This is a genomic window from Flavobacterium psychroterrae, assembly GCF_018380615.1.
GTDB classification, from domain to species: domain Bacteria; phylum Bacteroidota; class Bacteroidia; order Flavobacteriales; family Flavobacteriaceae; genus Flavobacterium; species Flavobacterium psychroterrae.
Window position 1 is genome coordinate 13,312 of sequence record NZ_JAGYVZ010000030.1, and the last position, 18,716, is coordinate 32,027.

General features: G+C 32.5%; 14 protein-coding genes. 2 read left to right on the plus strand and 12 right to left on the minus strand.

Annotated elements, in window-relative coordinates; translation table 11 throughout:
• Positions 1 to 28 precede the first annotated feature (28 nt).
• The 6 genes from KHA90_RS21845 to KHA90_RS21870 form a co-directional block, all read right to left on the minus strand.
• Complete coding sequence (locus KHA90_RS21845) at positions 29 to 1,348, minus strand: serine hydrolase domain-containing protein (protein ID WP_213306612.1); 1,320 nt, start codon at positions 1,346 to 1,348, stop codon at positions 29 to 31.
• Complete coding sequence (locus KHA90_RS21850; protein ID WP_213306614.1) at positions 1,345 to 1,962, minus strand: DUF1700 domain-containing protein; 618 nt, start codon at positions 1,960 to 1,962, stop codon at positions 1,345 to 1,347. The genes KHA90_RS21845 and KHA90_RS21850 overlap by 4 nt, the downstream gene beginning before the upstream one ends.
• On the minus strand, positions 1,959 to 2,294 hold the full coding sequence (locus KHA90_RS21855) for a PadR family transcriptional regulator (RefSeq protein ID WP_213306617.1): 336 nt from the start codon (positions 2,292 to 2,294) through the stop codon (positions 1,959 to 1,961). The genes KHA90_RS21850 and KHA90_RS21855 overlap by 4 nt, the downstream gene beginning before the upstream one ends.
• A 106-nt stretch (positions 2,295 to 2,400) precedes the next feature.
• Positions 2,401 to 2,916, minus strand: coding sequence for a DUF421 domain-containing protein (locus tag KHA90_RS21860; RefSeq protein ID WP_213306619.1), 516 nt, complete (start codon positions 2,914 to 2,916; stop codon positions 2,401 to 2,403).
• Positions 2,917 to 3,027: 111 nt separating this feature from the next.
• Positions 3,028 to 4,398, minus strand: coding sequence for a 30S ribosomal protein S6--L-glutamate ligase (gene rimK, locus KHA90_RS21865; RefSeq protein WP_213306621.1), 1,371 nt, complete (start codon positions 4,396 to 4,398; stop codon positions 3,028 to 3,030).
• 141 nt (positions 4,399 to 4,539) lie between these two features.
• Positions 4,540 to 7,089: an ATP-dependent Clp protease ATP-binding subunit gene (locus tag KHA90_RS21870; protein ID WP_213306623.1), complete on the minus strand. Its 2,550-nt coding sequence runs from the start codon at positions 7,087 to 7,089 to the stop codon at positions 4,540 to 4,542.
• A gap of 258 nt (positions 7,090 to 7,347) precedes the next feature.
• Between KHA90_RS21870 and gyrA the strand changes: the two genes are divergently transcribed.
• A complete protein-coding gene (gyrA, locus tag KHA90_RS21875) occupies positions 7,348 to 9,990 on the plus strand; it encodes a DNA gyrase subunit A (RefSeq protein ID WP_213306625.1) in 2,643 nt (880 codons plus the stop codon).
• Positions 9,991 to 10,032: 42 nt separating this feature from the next.
• Positions 10,033 to 11,301, plus strand: a complete 1,269-nt coding sequence (locus KHA90_RS21880) for a tetratricopeptide repeat protein (protein ID WP_213306627.1) — start codon at positions 10,033 to 10,035, stop codon at positions 11,299 to 11,301.
• Positions 11,302 to 11,373: 72 nt separating this feature from the next.
• On the opposite strand, the gene KHA90_RS21885 is transcribed toward KHA90_RS21880, so the two are convergent.
• The 6 genes from KHA90_RS21885 to KHA90_RS21910 all read right to left on the minus strand — a co-directional run bounded on the left by KHA90_RS21885 (position 11,374) and on the right by KHA90_RS21910 (position 18,458).
• Positions 11,374 to 11,793 carry an OsmC family protein gene (locus tag KHA90_RS21885; RefSeq protein WP_213306629.1) on the minus strand — a complete coding sequence of 140 codons (420 nt, stop codon included), beginning with the start codon at positions 11,791 to 11,793 and terminating at the stop codon, positions 11,374 to 11,376.
• 553 nt (positions 11,794 to 12,346) lie between these two features.
• Entirely contained in the window at positions 12,347 to 14,338 is a 1,992-nt protein-coding gene (locus KHA90_RS21890; protein WP_213306631.1) for a DUF349 domain-containing protein, read from the minus strand.
• A gap of 246 nt (positions 14,339 to 14,584) precedes the next feature.
• Positions 14,585 to 15,334 (minus strand): lipid A phosphoethanolamine transferase, encoded by a 750-nt coding sequence (locus tag KHA90_RS21895; RefSeq protein WP_213306634.1) that lies wholly within the window; start codon positions 15,332 to 15,334, stop codon positions 14,585 to 14,587.
• 161 nt (positions 15,335 to 15,495) lie between these two features.
• Entirely contained in the window at positions 15,496 to 16,245 is a 750-nt protein-coding gene (locus KHA90_RS21900; protein WP_213306637.1) for a lipid A phosphoethanolamine transferase, read from the minus strand.
• 66 nt (positions 16,246 to 16,311) lie between these two features.
• Positions 16,312 to 17,061 carry a shikimate dehydrogenase family protein gene (locus KHA90_RS21905; protein WP_213306639.1) on the minus strand — a complete coding sequence of 250 codons (750 nt, stop codon included), beginning with the start codon at positions 17,059 to 17,061 and terminating at the stop codon, positions 16,312 to 16,314.
• Positions 17,061 to 18,458: a tetratricopeptide repeat protein gene (locus KHA90_RS21910; protein WP_213306641.1), complete on the minus strand. Its 1,398-nt coding sequence runs from the start codon at positions 18,456 to 18,458 to the stop codon at positions 17,061 to 17,063. Before KHA90_RS21910 ends, KHA90_RS21905 begins: the two co-directional genes overlap by 1 nt.
• Positions 18,459 to 18,716: the final 258 nt, after the last annotated feature.

Sequence of the window (18,716 nt, forward strand, 5' to 3'; positions counted from 1 at the left end):
TGGCTTTATGTTTGATTTATTTCTGAATTTATTCTTTAGTAAACGAATAATTTTTTCCGCCTTGTTTTAGAATCATTTCTTTTTTGTCATTATTAAATTCAAGTACAACTCCGGCAGCGTCAAATTTAAAAATATTAACAGCAGTAGCTTCTAAAGGAAAAGATGGTTGTCCTGTTGCTTGTGCGGTCATTATATTATTCTTTTGAGAAATAGTTACTTTTATTGGGATTTCTGTACTTGCATATATTCCGGAATAAGAATCTAAGGTTGCCGGAGCAACAACAAAATCAATAAAAGTTGGCATTGTAAAAGGCTTGTTAAAATAAGAACTTAAAGCACACAATAAAATGTTGTTGTTGTCATAACCCATCGCTCCGTTTGAAGTAATAGCGACTGCTAGTTTTTCTGTAGGGAAATAGTTTACAATAGATCTAAAGCCATCAATTGTGCCACCGTGCCCATAGCTGATTTTTTCGAAATATGGAATCTCAACAATTCCCATTCCGTATTTGTCTTTTATGCTTTTCATTTGATTTAAATGTTCAATCGAAATAATTTTTCCTGCAAAAAGGCTTTCAATAAAAATATTTAAATCTGTTGGGTTAGAAACTATAGCTCCTGCACCAATTGGAATTGACATGTCAGTCTCTTTTTCTTTTTGCCATTTTCCGGTTAAATTATAGGAATAACTTTCGTTTTTATCTAAAGTAGTTTTCCCTCCTAAATAGGTGTTTTTCAAATTTAAAGGTTTGATAATTTGTTGGTTGAGAATGTCTCCGTACGATTTTTTATAGACATCTTCCAGAATGTATGATAATAAAATGTAATTCGAATTGCAGTATTGACCTTTTGTGTCAGGTTCAAAACTTGTAGGTCCGGCAGCAATTCTTTCAATCATTTTGGCTCTTGATTGATATTCAGTGTTCCAATTCAAATAATCAGGATCATTGGTAAAATCATGAACGCCGCTTCTGTGGTTTAATAAGTTGCTAATTGTAATTGTTTTTGCGTTTTTTATTGTTGGAAAATATTTGTCAATAGTTTGGTTTAAGTTGATTTTTTTGTCTTGTACAGCTTTAAAAATCAAAGCAGCAGTAAAGGTTTTAGAAATAGAACCAATCCTATATTTTGTATTTATACTTGATTTTTTTGAAGTTGTAATGTCATCGAAACCAATTGATTTAGTGTAAATAGTTTTTCCGTTTTCAGATATGGCGATGCTTCCCATGAATTTATTGTTCTTTTCTAAAAGAAGAAATAAACTGTCTAATCTTTGTGGATTGAAATTTTGGCTGAACCCGCTCGCGGTGATAAGAGCAAATAAACTGGCAATAATAATTTTTTTCATGATAAGGTTTTTTGGTTGATTGATTTTTTGAGTTTTAGTAATAAGGTTATTAGGAAATAAAATAATACGATTGAAAGTAACATCACAGGAATGAACCAGTTGCCAAGAACTTCTATAGTTTGTTTTTTTAAGTCACTTTCAGGATTCACTATCCCCAATATAAAAACAGAATAAGAATCGGGTTTGATATGCAATCCAACAAGTGACGGATAGAATATTTTGGCAAAAATCAGGAAGACAAAACCAAAAAGGAAAAGATATAAAACAAAGAAAAAGATATATGAAACGCCATTGGTAAAGTTCAATATCAGTGCTTTGAATACATGAACAGGATTAAAGGTTTTTGTTGCCTGTTCCAATTTTTTATCTGCGATAAGTGGTTTTAAAACTTCCTCAGGAATTCCTAACTTTTCGATAATGTCTAAAAGCGAATCTATTTCGTTTGTCTTGTTTTTATGCTGAATAGATTCATAAATATGGCTATTGAATTCCATATAAATATCATCCTGATTGATTTTTGATAACGAAGAAGTTGCTTTTTTAATGCGCTTCATATAATCGTTATAAATTCTCTGTGAAGCTTTTTGTTCAAATTTGATGTCTTCTATTTTCATTGGATGATTTTTTTGATTGATTTTTCCAGATTCTCCCAGTAGATATTCATCTGACTTAAAGTTTCAATTCCGGCTTCGGTTAATGAATAATATTTTCTTGGAATTCCGGTTTCTTGTTCGACCCATTTTGAATCAACTAGTTCTTCAGTTTTCAACCGGTTCATTAAAGGATAAAGAGTTCCTTCGGCGATTTCTATTTCGGTATGTTTCCTTATTTGTTCTATAAGTTCATAACCATAGTACTCACTATTTTTGAGCACGTTCAGGATAATGAAAGTTAGCGTGCCTTTCTTTACCTGTGATTTCCAATTTGTTACAAATGTTTCATTCATTTTGTAAATGTATAACAAAATACATAGTATAACAAAGTATATAGCTATAATTTTTTATTAAAAACAATTTAATTGCAGATTATCAGTGTTTTAGCTGTGGTTTAATTTATTTTCTAAAATTTTTATGATTGTGTTTTCGCGTGTAATGCGTTTGTTTGAGATGTTTTTTATCTTCAGAAATAACACTTATAGTACCGTCAATTTCTAACATACAAAGCTTTACATCTGTAAAATGTTCTAAACCATGTTCACGCATCGCTTCTTTTAATTCGTCGTGCGAAATGTCTAATTTGCTCAGAGCGTCAAAATCCAGTTTTCCGTCGTGAATTAAAATTTCAGGTTTGTCTAACAGTAAGTCGTTAAGGATTTTGTATTTATGCGTTAGCTTTTTGATTATAAAGTTGATTACAAATAAAACCAAAGCAGCAACCAAACCTCCCCAAAGACTTGTGTCAGGTCCAACCATTGCATTTTGTACCGAATTACTAATCAGTAAAATCAGAATAATATCGGCAGTATTTAATTGCGAAAGTTCTTTTTTACCAAAAATTCGCAGTGCAATTGTCATGAAAAAATAAACTGCCGCACTTCTTAAAATAATATCTAAATAAGGAAACACCATATTTTTCAGGGTTTAGATTTAAAAAAGCTTTGTCAAAGTTTTAAAACTTTGACAAAGCTGCTAAATTAATTGTCAGACATTAAGTCTAAATGAATATTATGGAATGAGAAATTAAGACAGCTTAAAATTCTTCTCGATTGCTCTGATCATTTCTCCTGCAATATCTTTATTTGTTGCGCCTTCAATTCCTTCAAGACCTGGCGAAGAGTTTACTTCAAGTAATAAGGGACCTTTTGAAGAACGGATAATATCAACACCGGCTACTTTTAAGTCCATTGCTTTTGCTGCTTTTATTGCGATCTTTTTTTCTTCGGCAGTTACTTTTATCACAGAAGCTGTTCCTCCAAGATGAATGTTTGCTCTGAATTCTCCAGGCATTGCTTCGCGCTGAATTGCCGCAACCACTTTTCCGTCGATTACAAAACAACGAATATCTTTTCCGTTCGCTTCTTTAATAAATTCCTGAACCAGAATGTTTGCATTTAAACTTTTAAACGCATTGATAACACTTTCTGCAGCTTTTTTGGTTTCAGCTAAAACAACACCTTTTCCTTGTGTTCCTTCCAATAATTTTACAATTAAAGGTGAACCTCCAACCATTTTAATTAAATTGTCAGTATCCAGAGGAGAGTTGGCAAAACCGGTTGTTGGAATATCAATTCCGCTATTCAAAAGCAATTGTAATGAATATAATTTATCCCGCGATTGTGTTATGGCAGAAGCCGAATTTAAAACGAAAACTTTCAAAGCCTCAAATTGACGCGTTAGGGCACACCCGTAAAAAGTAATGCTTGGTCTAATTCTAGGGATAATCGCATCAAATTGATTTAGGATTTTTCCACCGCGATAATGAATTTCCGGTGTTTTTGCATCCAGTTTCATGTAGCATTCTTTGATATTCAAAAAGTGCATTTCATGACCGCGCATTTCACCCGCTTCCATGATTCTTTTGTTGCTGTATAATTCAGGATTACTGGCTAAAAGTCCAATTCGCAAACCAGAAGTCGCTTTTTCTGAATTTTGGTACAATTCTTTTAATGCTTCAGGAGAGGGTTGTCCTAACATGTATTTTTCTTCAGGATCAACTAATACACGTCCGCTCATTGCTTCACGTCCTAAAAGCATTCTGAAACCCATTGAATCCCTATTGGTCAATGTCATTTCAATAGGCCATTTTACATCGCCAAGTTTTATGCTGGTTTGAATCACATAACGATGTTCTCTAAAACCGCTCGAACTTTTTACAATTCTTTTATCAACCAACGGAGCTTCGCAATGAATGATGGTTTTAATATTATTCTGAATTGGATTAATATCAAATTTCACCCAATTGGCATCATTTTTTATAAAAGGAGCTATGTTTATAGCGTGCATTGCCGAAGTTTTAGCACCAGAATCAACACGAGCTTTGATTGTTGGAATTCCTAGTTCTGGAAATGCGCACCATTCTTCACTACCTAAAATGACTTTGTTTTGAAGCATACGTTATTATTTTTTTATAGAATTTAATAGCCAAAAATAGCTATTTGCTTTTACTAAAGATAGTAATTTATCTAAAAAAAATACCCGTTATGTTATGAAAACGTAACGGGTAAATTAAATTTGTTATAAACTTTAACTAATTTATTGATTTGTTGGTTCTTCGGCTTTGTGTATTTCTACAGAAAGTTCTTGAGAATCATCGTCTTTTAAATCCATTAAGATTTCATCACCTGAATGTATTTTTGAAGTTATGATTTCTTCTGCCAATAAATCTTCAACATATTTTTGAATTGCTCTTTTTAGAGGTCTTGCTCCAAATTGTCTGTCGAAACCTTTCTCTGCAATAAACGCTTTTGCTTTATCAGTAAGGTTTAATTTGTATCCTAATTCTGAAACGCGGGAATATAGTTTTGCAAGTTCAATTTCGATAATCAAATCAATATCATGTTTCTCTAATGCGTTGAATACGATTACATCATCAATTCTGTTTAAGAATTCAGGAGCAAAAGTTTTTTTCAATGCATTTTCGATAATGCTTTTAGAGTTTTCATCGGCCTGAGCTACTTTCGCAGCAGTTCCAAATCCTACACCTTGACCAAAATCTTTTAACTGACGCGCTCCAACATTTGATGTCATGATAATAATAGTATTTTTAAAGTCGATTTTGCGACCTAAACTATCTGTTAAATATCCATCATCAAGAACCTGAAGCATCATATTAAATACATCCGGATGCGCTTTTTCGATCTCATCTAAAAGTACCACACAATATGGTTTTCTACGAACTTTTTCAGTCAATTGTCCGCCTTCTTCATATCCTACATATCCCGGAGGCGCTCCAACTAAACGAGAGATCGCAAATTTCTCCATGTATTCACTCATGTCAATACGTACTAACGCATCTTCAGAATCGAATAATTCTTTTGCTAAAACTTTCGCTAATTGTGTTTTACCAACTCCTGTCTGACCTAAGAAGATAAACGAACCAATAGGTTTGTTAGGATCTTTAAGTCCGGCTCTGTTACGTTGAATAGAACGTGCAATTTTTAAAACTGCTTCGTTTTGACCAATTACTTTGTTCTGAATTAATTCAGGTAATTTGGCTAATTTATTACTTTCTGTTTGTGCAATTCTGTTAACGGGAATTCCGGTCATCATAGAAACAACATCGGCTACATTATCTTCTGTAACTTCAATTCTGTTATTTTTAGAATCTTCTTCCCATTGTTCTTGCGCAACAGCTAGATCTTTTTCGATACGTTTTTCGTCATCACGAAGTTTGGCAGCCTCTTCATATTTCTGTTTTTTGACTACCATGTTTTTGTTTTCACGCACTTCTTCTAACTGACGTTCTAAATCAAGAATTTGTTTCGGAACATCAATGTTAGTAATGTGTACGCGAGAACCTGCTTCGTCAAGAGCATCAATAGCTTTGTCCGGTAAAAAACGCTCAGACATATATCTGTTTGTTAATTTAACACAAGCTTCAATTGCTTCCTGGGTATAAGTTACATTGTGGTGATCTTCGTATTTGTCTTTAATATTGTTCAAAATTGCAATAGTTTCCTCAACAGATGTTGGTTCAACAATTACTTTTTGGAAACGTCTTTCAAGAGCACCATCTTTCTCAATATATTGTCTGTATTCATCAAGAGTTGTAGCACCAATACATTGGATTTCGCCTCTTGCTAAAGCAGGTTTGAACATATTTGAAGCGTCAAGAGAACCTGTTGCTCCGCCAGCACCTACAATAGTGTGAATTTCATCAATGAAAAGAATGATATCGTCGTTTTTTTCCAGCTCGTTCATAACGGCTTTCATTCTTTCCTCAAACTGACCGCGGTATTTTGTTCCTGCTACTAAACTGGCAAGATCCAGAGTAACCACACGTTTATTGAAAAGAATACGAGAAACTTTTTTCTGGATAATACGCAGTGCAAGTCCTTCTGCAATAGCAGATTTACCAACTCCGGGTTCTCCAATTAAAAGAGGGTTGTTCTTTTTTCTACGGCTTAGGATTTGAGAAACACGTTCAATTTCTTTTTCGCGTCCTACAACCGGATCAAGTTTTCCTTCTTCTGCCATTTCTGTTAAATCTCTCCCAAAATTATCTAAAACCGGAGTCTTGGATTTTTTGTTTGACTTATTGGCTGGATTATTGAAACTACTTTCTTTAAGACTGTCATCTTGTCCTGAATCATCATTATACGATTCGTTTCTTGGCAAGTTTTCTAAGAATTCTTCTTCGTTTGGAGTCATATTTAAATATTGTTCTTTAGCTATGTCATAATCTATTTTTAGCTTATTCAACAGCTTGGTTGTTGGATCGTTTTCGTTTCGTAAGATACATAAAAGCAGGTGTGCCGTGCTAATTGACGAGCTCTGAAATACTTTAGCTTCCAGAAAGGTTGTCTTCAGTGCTCGTTCCGCCTGTCGCGTAAGATGAAGATTTTTCTTTTCGGCATTTACTTCAACGCTTTGATTGGCCGGACTCAGTATTTCTACCTTCCTGCGTAAATGGTCTAAATCGACTGCAAGGTTATTAAGTATATGAATAGCTTTTCCGTTACCATCTCTTAAAATGCCTAGCATTAGATGTTCAGTACCAATAAAGTCGTGTCCTAAACGAAGGGCTTCTTCTTTACTGTATGTAATAACATCTTTTACTCTTGGTGAAAAATTATCATCCATAATATATAATTGGTATTGTAAATTTAGTGAATTAGTGTTTGAAAAACAAAAACCATACCCTTAAGGAACTCCTGACAGCTAAGAGACAAAAAAAATAACAATAAAAGCGTTAAAAAACGCTTAATTTATTAACTAAAAAGCAAAATAAAGTTGTTAATAAATCATTGAAATAAGTGTAAGGAAATAGCTGAAAAAATTCCAAAAAAACGTATCTTGGCACGCTTTTAAACTAATATAATTATTTAAACATAACAACTTATGTCTGAAGGAGAAAAGTTAATTCCTATTAACATTGAAGATGAAATGAAATCAGCTTACATCGATTATTCGATGTCAGTAATTGTATCAAGAGCGCTTCCTGATGTTAGAGATGGCTTGAAACCAGTGCATCGAAGAGTTCTTTACGGAATGTATGACTTAGGAGTTTTTTCAAATAAAGCTCATAAAAAATCTGCGAGAATCGTAGGAGAGGTTTTGGGTAAGTATCACCCACACGGAGATACCTCAGTTTATGACGCAATGGTGCGTATGGCCCAGGAATGGAGCATGCGTTATTTATTAGTGGATGGTCAGGGTAACTTTGGTTCTGTCGATGGTGACAGTCCGGCAGCAATGCGTTATACTGAGGCCAGAATGCGTAAGATTTCTGAAGACATCATGGCAGATATCGAAAAAGAAACAGTTGATTTTCAATTGAACTTTGATGATACTTTATATGAGCCAAAAGTAATGCCTACAAGAGTTCCTACTTTATTAATTAACGGAGCAACAGGAATCGCAGTAGGTATGGCAACAAATATGCCTCCACACAATATAACTGAAGTTATCAACGGAACACTTGCTTACCTTGATAATAACGATATTGAAATTGACGAATTAATGACCTATATCAAAGCTCCTGATTTTCCAACGGGAGGTATAATATATGGTTACGAAGGTGTTCGTGAAGCTTTTAAAACCGGTAGAGGACGTATTGTAATGCGTGCAAAAGTTGGTTTTGAAGAAGTTGACGGAAGAGAATGTATCATTGTGACAGAGATTCCTTATCAGGTAAACAAAGCCGAAATGATCAAACGTACGGCTGATTTGGTTAATGATAAAAAAATTGAAGGTATTGCCAATATTCGTGACGAGTCTGACAGAAACGGTATGCGTATCGTCTATATCCTGAAACGTGACGCTACGCCAAACGTAGTTTTGAATACCTTATATAAATATACATCGCTACAATCTTCTTTTAGTGTAAATAATATTGCACTTGTAAAAGGTCGCCCGCAAATGCTGAATCTAAAAGATATGATTCACTATTTTATCGAGCACCGTCATGATGTGGTAGTTAGAAGAACTCGTTTTGAGTTACGTAAAGCAGAAGAAAGAGCCCATATATTAGAAGGTTTAATTATTGCATCTGATAATATAGATGAAGTAATTGCTTTAATAAGAGGTTCGAAAAATACAGAAGAAGCTCGTGAGAAATTAATCGAAAGATTTAAATTATCAGATATTCAGGCTCGTGCCATTGTTGAGATGCGTTTACGTCAGTTAACAGGTCTTGAACAAGACAAGTTAAGAGCTGAATACGAAGAATTAATGAAGTTAATCGAACATTTGAAAGCTTTATTAGCAGATGTAAATTTAAGAACTAGCTTAATTAAGGAAGAACTTGAAGAAATTCGTGAGAAATACGGAGATGCCCGACGTTCTCAAATTGAATATTCTGGTGGAGATGTAAGTATCGAAGATTTAATTGCCGATGAAAATGTTGTAATTACAATTTCGCACGCAGGTTATATTAAACGTACAAACCTAACCGAATACAAAACTCAAAATAGAGGAGGAGTTGGACAAAAAAGTGCAGGAACAAGAGATCAGGATTTCCTTGAGCATATGTTCGTTGCAACCAATCATCAATATATGATGTTCTTTACGCAAAAAGGAAAATGTTTCTGGATGCGTGTTTACGAAATTCCTGAAGGAAGCAAAACTGCAAAAGGTAGAGCGATTCAGAACTTAGTAAACATTGAAAGCGATGATAAAGTAAAAGCTTTCATTTGTACACAAGACTTAAAAGACAAAGATTATATCAATAGTCACAATCTTGTAATGGTAACTAAAAAAGGTCAGGTTAAGAAAACATCTTTAGAGAAATATTCTAAACCAAGAGTAAATGGTGTTGCTGCAATTACAATTAAAGAAGGTGATGAATTACTTGAGGCTAAATTAACAAACGGAGAAAGTCAAATTATTCTTGCTGTTAAATCTGGTAAATTAGTTCGTTTTGAGGAAACTAAAACACGTCCGATGGGAAGAACAGCTTCCGGAGTTCGCGGAATTACCTTAAAAGATGATACTGATGAAGTAATTGGTATGGTTACTGTTGATAAAGAAAATGTGAACGATTCGCAAATTTTAGTTGTAACTGAAAATGGATACGGTAAACGTACTAAATTAGTTGATGACGATGGTGAAGATGTTTACAGAATCACAAACCGTGGAGGTAAAGGTGTGAAAACCCTTAATATTACAGAGAAAACAGGAAAACTAATTTCTATAAACGCTGTAAGTGATGCTGATGATTTAATGATTATCAACAGATCAGGATTAACGATCAGAATGGCAATTGAAGATTTACGTGTAATGGGCCGTGCAACTCAGGGAGTTCGATTGATTAACTTAAAAGGTAAAGATTCTATCGCTGCTGTAACAAAAGTTATGAAAGATGATGTTGCTGAAGTTATCGTTGACGAAGATGGTAATGTTATCGAATCAGTAATTGAAAGAGTTAAACCTGATTTAGAAGTTCTTGAAGACGAAGGTCCGGTTGAAGACGACGACGACGACGATACTGACGAAGTAGTAGAAGACGAAGATGATACTGAAGAAGAAGAATCTGAAGAATAAAAATTAATAACCACTTATAATTAAATATACAAATTGAATACTATGAAAAGTAAATATGTAATACTTGCGTCAGCATTATTGATTTCAGTAGCTACTTTTGCTCAAAAAGATCAGATAAAAAGTGCTGAAAAAGCGTTAAAAGGAGGAGATGCTCAGGGAGCAATCACGATCCTGAACGATGCTGAAAATATGGTAGCAAATGCCAAAGATGTTGAGCAGGCTCAATTCTATTTTGTAAAAGCAAACGCTTATTTAGATTTAGCAAACAAGAAAACAGACGAAAGCAAAAATCTTTCCCTTGCTGCTGAAAACTATAAAAAGTTAATTGATGTTGAAAAAGCTTCAGGAAAATTAAAATATTCTACTCAGGCTGCGACTTCAATTACTGATATTAAAGGAAAGTTGATTAACTCGGCTATTGCAGATTCTCAGGCTAGTAAACATGCTGATGGAGCTAAAAAATTGTATGACGCTTATTTATTAGATAAAAAAGATACAATCAATTTATATTATGCAGCTTCAACAGCGGTAAACGCACAGGATTTTGATCTTGCATTGCCAATGTACGAAGAGTTGAAAAAATTAAACTATTCTGGAAAAGGAACTAATTATTTAGCAGTAAATAAAATTTCAGGGAACGAAGATAATTTCAGCAATGCAAAAGACAGAGATTTAGCTGTAAAATTAGGAACTCACGAAAAACCTAAAACTGAAGCTATTCCTTCTAAAAGAGGTGAAATTTACAAAAACTTAGCTTTAATTTTAGTTCAGAAAGGACGCAGCGAAGAAGGTAAAAAAGCAATCGCTGATGCAAGAAAAGCAAATCCGGATGATAGTTCTTTAATCTTAACTGAAGCTAACTTATATTTAGATTCTAAAGATTATGAAACATACAAAAAATTAGTTGGTGAAGCTTTGCAAAAAGATCCAAACAATGCTGATTTAGTTTTCAACTTAGGCGTTATTAGTGCAAATGCTAAAAACAATGCCGACGCTGAGAAATATTATCTGAAAGCGATTGAAATCAATCCAAACTATGCAAATGCTTATCTTAACCTTGCAGCTTTAAAATTAGAAGCTGAAAAGCCAATTATTGATGAGATGAATAAATTGGGTACTTCTGCAAAAGATATGAAACGTTACGATGTGTTGAAAGCACAGAGAGAAAACGTTTTTAAAGGAGTTATTCCTTACCTTAAAAAAGCAAATGAATTAGATCCTAAAAACGAAGATGTATCTAAAACATTATTAGGTGTTTACAAAGCGTTAGAAATGACAGCTGAAGCAAAAGCACTAAAAGCTACAATGTAATTAAGTACATTTTAGAAATAAAAAAAAACCATTCACCGAGGTGAATGGTTTTTTTATGCTTAAAAGTTATCCTTAACTAAGTAAAGTAACTGAAAGTGTAATTGTGGTATTTAAGAGTTTAGAAATCGGACAGACTTCTTTTGCTTTTGTAGCTATAGTTTCAAATTCTTCGGCTGAAATATTTGGTACTTTTCCTTTTAAGTCTAAATGAATCAAAGTAATTGTTCCATCTTCAAAAGTTACTGTTGCTTCTGTGGTTAAATCATCTGCCGTAAAATTACCTTCGTTAAGTAAAAAACTTAATTGCATGGTAAAACAGCCAGAATGTGCTGCAGCAATTAATTCTTCAGGATTTGTTCCAACTCCGTCAGCAAATCTTGTTTTAAATGACAATTGAGCATTATCTAATGTAGTACTTTGTGTACTTATGCTTCCTGTTCCTTCCATTCCGGTTCCTTTCCAGTTGGCATGTGCTTTTCTTGTAAATTTCATCTTTCGTTGTTATTAGGATTAATAATTGTATTTGTTCGTTTTATTGATTATCCGTAGAAAATGTGTTTCTCAAATATAATCAATATTTTACAAAAGTTAAATTGTAATTGTTAAGTTTAAGGTTTCATGTTTCAAGTTTAAGGTTGAAAATAGAGCTAGAAAAAAAATTACCGCAAAGACCGCACAGTTTATTTTTAAGAATGTTTAGAAAATACAATGTCCGTAAGTCTTGCTATTTACCAACTCTGCGGTTTTTTTTGTTTGTCATCTTTGTCACAATATCTGCAAAGCTTTGCGAACTCTTGCGTTTTTTTAAAAGCTATATATAAAAAAATTTGTGCACTTTGCAGTAAATTTTACATCACAATCTAGACAAAGCTTTAAGATTTTGCGTTTTTACAAACCAGGCATATAAAAAAAACTCTGTGCACTTTTTTGTAAATTTTTGCATTACAAGATTAAAAACTCTTTGAAGTAAAACTCATTCCAACAAAAAAAAGGAGCAATGAAAAAATCATTACTCCTTAATAAGTATTAGTATAGCAATTGAAGCCTATTCCTGACCTAAATTGCGCAACTGTTTCAGTTTGTCTTTCCAAAGTTCAAGGCTTTCCTTATGTATAGCAATGTTTTTGCGAACTTCAAGAACAATTGAATTCTCTTTTTTAGCATTTCTGGTATTGGCAAAAAACTGAATGTTATTCTCTAATTGGAAAATTTCATTTTGAACTTCTTCAATTTTACGCATTAAGAAAATCTTTTCATTATCTAATTTACGAGTATCGTTATTGTCAGATAAAGAATCAATTCGGTTAGAGAAACGCATCATTTCAGTTTCTTTTTTACTCAAACTAAGTTTTTCAAAAAGAGCATCTAAAATTTTATTGAATTTTCCTTCTATATGACGTCTTGAAAAAGGTACTTTTCCATAACCTTTCCAGATTTCAATATGTGCTTTAATTGCATCAAGATCCGTTTTGTGATCACCTGTTAATTGGTAAGCACGTAAAATATCTAAATAAGCTTTTTTATTGTCAAAAGAAGCAACTTCATCAACGTTTTCTTCTGATTTGTGTTCTTTTAATTTGTCAAAATAGTGGTTACAAGCGTCTTTGAATTCCTTCCAGATTTTATCTGAATATTTTTTAGGTACATGACCAATTTGCTTCCACTCATCCTGAATTTGCTTCATGATGGGCGTAGTAACTCCAAAATCAGTACTTTCTTGTAATTCTTTGGCTTTTGCAACAAGAGCCATTTTTTTATTTAAATTATCGTTTTGATCCTTTTTAATGTCTTTATAAAATGAATTTTTAAAAGAATTAAAGTTTCTAACGGCAGTTTTAAATGCAGCCCATGTTTCTTCGTTTACTTCAGATGGTACTTTTCCAGCAGCAAAAAACTCATTTCTAAGTGCTTCTACTTTCTGAATTTGTAATAACCATTGTGAGTGAGAGTTTACTTTTTCAGTTCCTAAAACTTCAATTTTACCAATGATTTCTTTTTTAACTTCAAGATTGTTTACTTCGTTTGCTCTTTGGCTTTCGAATAAAACTTCTCTTTTATCATGGATTTTTTTAGTCAGTTCACTAAATTTATTCCAGATGGCATCACGATGTTCTTTAGAAACCGGACCAATATCTTCCTTCCATATTCTGTGTAAATCCTGTAATTCGCGAAACGATTTACTAATATCAGTTTCGTTTACCAACTCCTCAACACGTGCAATAATTTTTTGTTTTTGCTCCAGATTATATTTAAAATCCAAGTCTCTTGCTTCACGATCTAAGTGTAAATAATCGTAAAAATTTTCTACGTGAAAGTGATAATTATTCCAAACGTGATTGTATTTGTCTTTTGGAATTGATCCTGCATTTTTCCATCTTTCTCTTAAGTCATTAAAATGCTTAAGTGTGTCTTTGATGTTTTCCTGAGGATTTATAAGTTCTTTTAGTTCTTCAACTATGGCAAGTCTGTTTTCTAAATTCGATTTTAGATTGGTTTGTAAATGCTTGAAATGTGCATTTCTGTTTTCTCTAAAAACATTATAGTATTCGTCAAATTTAGATTTTAATGGAGAATGATATTCGAATTCCTCATTTGGATCTTGTTTAGAAGCATTAAATTCTTCTTTTTTCTCCTCAATAAGGTGATTGTATTGTAATAAAAACGACTTTTTAATTTCTTCAATATGATCTTTTACAGACATTACTTTGTCTGTGCTTATCAATTTTTTAAGTTCATCAACAAGTTCATCTAAAGAAAAGGTATCATAATCCTGCATAGGAATGTCATGACGCTCTTTTAGCGTTTCATCTTCACTTTCTTCAGCGTTCGAATTTGTTATGGCATCTAATGCAGTTTGATGGTCAGTTTCTGTTTCTTCGGCTCTATTTTCTACTTCAGTTTCAGTTTCTAAAGTTGAAGTTTCAGCAGTCGTATCAGGCTCCGTTGTTTCAATTGCATTATCTTGTGTAGAATCGCTATTTTCGATTTCTAATTTTCCGTCTGCCTCTTGCAGGTTATCATTCTTTTCTTCTAACATTTTAAATGTATAAGGTTTTTATTTTAAACAGAGCGAAAGATAGTAAAGGTGTTTCTAAATACAAAATAAATCGTTTGTTTATAGCTATTTTAAGATGAAATTCTTATTTATTGAAGTAATTTGAGATTATGATCTTGGTTTTTTTATTGATTTTTTGAAGTTAATTTAAATTCTAAATTAATAGAATTTTTAGAAAAATGAAATTAAAATAGTATCTCAAAGCTTTTATTATTGTTTTATTTTTAACTAGAACAAGATAAAAATTCCAATTTCAAATCCATAATTATATGATTTTTCACCTCCAAATGCAACGCTTGGATGAATATAAACCATATTCGATGGTGTTAGCTTTCTTCCGTATTCGATAAAAGCAGTATTTTGAAAACCGTCAACAACAGTATTATATCTAAAATTCACATCTCCGGCAATCCAGTTTTTTCCAAAATAACGAAATACAATATTTTCATATGATGTTATGTTAATTTGATTTCGGTTATTAGATCCCGCAAAACTAGTTTGATTTTCAATTATGGATATCCAAAGATAATTTCTTGTTGAACCAATATATTGTCCGTATAACAGAGCAGGTAAAACAACCCATTTTCCTGTTCCAAAATTTGGATCATCAGATGAGTTTGTGATGATGCGTGTTCTTAAGGCAATTCCTTTTTTTGTATCGATATAAGGAATATACGTTGCCCCAAACGAAAAGTCGCCCAAACCTGTCTTATTAATCTGGTCATTATTTTTAGATACTATAGGTATGTCTGCCCTCAAATTCCAGTGTTTACTGCCAATGGGTAAAATCAATCTAATATTAGTTGTATTATAGGAACCATTATTAAGATCGAGATATTCATTTGTCACCAATACCGTATGTTTAAAATAGTTGACCCGTGCCCCGGTAAATGGATTTTTTTTGGTCTCATCAATTTGTGCAGATGCGGTAAAAGAAATGGAAACATTGAATAAAATAAGGGCTAATAAAGTTTTCATAGATTTGAGTTTAAGAACCAAATCTAAATAAAAAAAAGCTGGCAAAATATCATTTTTATAAATAAAGTATTACAAATAGATACATTTGTTAAGATATGTTATAATCATATTAATTTATATTATAATATAGTGTTGTTGAAAATAGAATATATTCTATTTGTTTAAAATAAAATCAGAATACCAACTTCAATACCATAATTATACGATTTATGATTTCCAAAAGCAAAACTTGGATGAATATATCCCATGTTGTTAGAAGTGATTTTACGCCCAAATTCTATAAAAGCATTATTAGGATAACCTTTGTTAGTGGCATTGTATCGAAAAGCAACATCAGCTGCAATCCAGTTTTTCCCGATAATATACATGAAATAATTTTCGAATGATGTTGTATTTATATCATTCCTATTGTTTGAACCGGCAAAACTCATTTGGTTTTCTAATGATGCAATCCAGAGTAATTTTTTTTCTCTTATATAAGCACCATAGAATACTGCAGGTGCAAAGACCCATTTTCCAGTTCCTAAAGCCGGATCTGAAGCTGAATTTGAAATAATTCTGGCTCTAAAAGCAATTCCTTTACTATGATCTAGATACGGAATATAACTTATGCCAACGCCAATATCTCCAATTCCGGTTTTATTGACTGATGAAGTATTGGTTGAGATTAAAGGCAAATCTACCCGTAAATTCCAGGCTTTATTTGCAATAGGATGTAAAAATCTGAGTTGGGTAGTATTAAATGATCCTGATTCAGTATCTAGATATTCATTAAAAAACAAAATTGTTTTTAAGTAATAATGAAAGCGTGCCTCAGTAAAAGGATTTTTTTTAGTCTGTAAAGTATCCTGGGCTTTCGCCGAAATTGTAACTATAAAACTTAGAATGTAAAATAGCTGTAATTTTTTCATAACTACTTATAAATGAGTAGTCTAATTTACAAAAAATACGTTACTATTTTATTTATGATAAATTTTTTATTTATTCCAGATTTTCCATGCCTTTTCTGCCTGAAGTATAAGCATGTCATGACCGTTTTTTATTACTGCACCTTTTTCTTTAGCATTTTTTAAAAACTGAGTTTCTGCAGGATTATAAATTAAATCGTAGGCAATATGTTTCTCAGTAAAAAACTCATAAGGTAAATCTGGACAAGCTTCGATATTAGGACTTGTACCAACTGGTGTACAATTAATTATAATTTGAAAGTTATCAAATGTAGTAGCATTAATCAAGTTATAATCGATAATGTTTTCTTTAGCCTCTCTGGAAACAAAAGTATAGGGAATACCAAGTTCGTCAAGTGCAAAAGCAACTCCTTTTGATGCGCCGCCGGTTCCTAAAATAAGGGCTTTTTTGTGATGTGGCTCTAATAATGGTTGTAGTGATTTTTTAAAACCATAGTAATCAGTGTTGTAACCTTTTAATTTTCCGTTTTTGGTAAATTTAATTGTGTTTACAGCACCAATTAAGGCGGCTTTTCTTGAAAGTTTATCTAAGAATGGAATGACTTGTTCTTTGTAAGGAATTGTAACATTTAAACCTTTTAAATCAGGATTGTTTTTTACTAATTCAGTGAAATAATTAATTTCAGAGATATCAAAATTTTCGTAGCTGTTACCGGCAAAAACTTCATCACTAAATTTTTCTGTAAAATATCCTTTTGAAAATGAGTAACTAATATTACGGCCTAACAAGCCAAAACGTCTTCTTAAAGTATCAATCATTATTCTTTTCTATGTTTTTCAATATAATTTTTAACCATTTTTTTTGACCAGACTACCGGAAATAAATCTTCGATTAAAATGTAATTATCAAAGTTTAAACGTAAACCATTGCTCAAATGAAATTTTGCTTTGGTGTTTTCCTGTACCATAAAATACAATCCTGCTAAACGATATTCAACTTCGTTTTCTTCAGGAAAATATTCTGACGCTTGTAATAAAGTTTGAATAGCGCTTTCAAATTCACCTAAAAACTGAAGAATATCAACCCAGAATAACCACGTATCTAAAGCGTAATCTCCAAATTCTACTGCTTTTCTATAACCAAATTCCGCTTCTTCAAAAAAGTTCATTTGTTTGTTGATCGTTGCATAACGTTTCCAATACAAGCGATTTTGATTGTCGATTGCTAATGCTTTATTGACAAAAAATAGTGCTTTTTGAAAGTTTTTTTGACGAACATGAAAATCAGTAATCGCGATCCAGCCTTTGTCTAAAAGAGGATCTTCGTGTACAGTTTGATTGTAATATTGTAGGGCTTTCGCCGAATTTCCTAATTTTTCGTAGCATTTCCCTATACGCAATAGCGCATAAGAAGTGGCATCGTCTAATTCGATAGTTCGGTTATAGCTTTCAATAGCTTCGCTGTATTTTTTAAGACGCTCATATGCTTTTGCTTTTTCCATGAAAGCACCTAAAAACTCATCGTCAATAAGGGTTGCATAATCAAAAGCACGAATCGCATTTTCGTATTCTTTTACGCCATAATGCAAGCGACCAAGCTGATGCCAGGCGATTTCGCTATAGGGGTTTTTATTGATGTATTCGTTGAGATATACAATGGCTTCCTGATTTTGATCTAAAAATTCAAAACAATACACCACGTTATACAACGCAGACTGATCTTCTAAATCTTCTTCAAGACATTTGATAAAACTTTCTTTTGCCAACTCAAGATTATCCATAAAAAGATATTCCATTCCAATCAAGTTGTACACATCAGCGTAATCATCTGTAAATTGCAGGGCAATTTTAAGCAATTCTACCGCTTTTTCGTGTTGATCTCTTTTAGAACAAATATTTGCTTTCTGGATGTAAATTTCCTCGTTGTTAGGTTCGATTGCATATAACTCATTTAAGAGTTTCTCGGCGATTTCTAATTTGTCGTCGTAAACCAACATTTCTACTTGTACTAATTTTAAGCCCGTAGATTTTGGGTGCTGGTCTAATGCAAGTTTCAAGGCCTTTTTTGCTAAATTAGCCTTGCCTATATCTAAATAATGAAGAATAATTTCTTCAAATTCTTCAGAGTCAAAAAAGAGTACTTTGTTAGTTTTTAACATTGACTCAAATTTGGATAAGGATAGGTTATAATCTTCTTCTTCGTTGCTTAATTGCATACTGTCTTTATTTGAAATTAGCCTGTTATAAATTTAGGCAACCATATTATTGTTGTAAGGAATAGGAATTAATTGTTGTGAACAATTTAATTAACAATATGGACAGAATTTCTTTTCTGTTTTGATTTATAATCTTTTGATATTTAAAAGATTAAATTTACTTATTATTTTTGAACTTTATTTTTAACCAAGAATTCCAGCCCAGATAGAAGTTAAAATCCTTTTATACAGCTTCTTTAGCGGGATAAAGATTACTTC

Bases quoted from the DNA above. Each gene is read 5' to 3' on its own strand.
- KHA90_RS21890 (WP_213306631.1), bottom strand. From the start codon at position 14,338: ATGTTAGAAGAAAAGAATGATAACCTGCAAGAGGCAGACGGAAAATTA.
- KHA90_RS21885 (WP_213306629.1), bottom strand. From the start codon at position 11,793: ATGAAATTTACAAGAAAAGCACATGCCAACTGGAAAGGAACCGGAATG.
- KHA90_RS21855 (WP_213306617.1), bottom strand. From the start codon at position 2,294: ATGAATGAAACATTTGTAACAAATTGGAAATCACAGGTAAAGAAAGGC.
- KHA90_RS21905 (WP_213306639.1), bottom strand. From the start codon at position 17,061: ATGATTGATACTTTAAGAAGACGTTTTGGCTTGTTAGGCCGTAATATT.
- KHA90_RS21910 (WP_213306641.1), bottom strand. From the start codon at position 18,458: ATGCAATTAAGCAACGAAGAAGAAGATTATAACCTATCCTTATCCAAA.
- KHA90_RS21860 (WP_213306619.1), bottom strand. From the start codon at position 2,916: ATGGTGTTTCCTTATTTAGATATTATTTTAAGAAGTGCGGCAGTTTAT.
- KHA90_RS21850 (WP_213306614.1), bottom strand. From the start codon at position 1,962: ATGAAAATAGAAGACATCAAATTTGAACAAAAAGCTTCACAGAGAATT.
- KHA90_RS21895 (WP_213306634.1), bottom strand. From the start codon at position 15,334: ATGAAAACTTTATTAGCCCTTATTTTATTCAATGTTTCCATTTCTTTT.
- rimK (WP_213306621.1), bottom strand. From the start codon at position 4,398: ATGCTTCAAAACAAAGTCATTTTAGGTAGTGAAGAATGGTGCGCATTT.
- KHA90_RS21870 (WP_213306623.1), bottom strand. From the start codon at position 7,089: ATGGATGATAATTTTTCACCAAGAGTAAAAGATGTTATTACATACAGT.
- KHA90_RS21845 (WP_213306612.1), bottom strand. From the start codon at position 1,348: ATGAAAAAAATTATTATTGCCAGTTTATTTGCTCTTATCACCGCGAGC.
- gyrA (WP_213306625.1), top strand. From the start codon at position 7,348: ATGTCTGAAGGAGAAAAGTTAATTCCTATTAACATTGAAGATGAAATG.
- KHA90_RS21880 (WP_213306627.1), top strand. From the start codon at position 10,033: ATGAAAAGTAAATATGTAATACTTGCGTCAGCATTATTGATTTCAGTA.
- KHA90_RS21900 (WP_213306637.1), bottom strand. From the start codon at position 16,245: ATGAAAAAATTACAGCTATTTTACATTCTAAGTTTTATAGTTACAATT.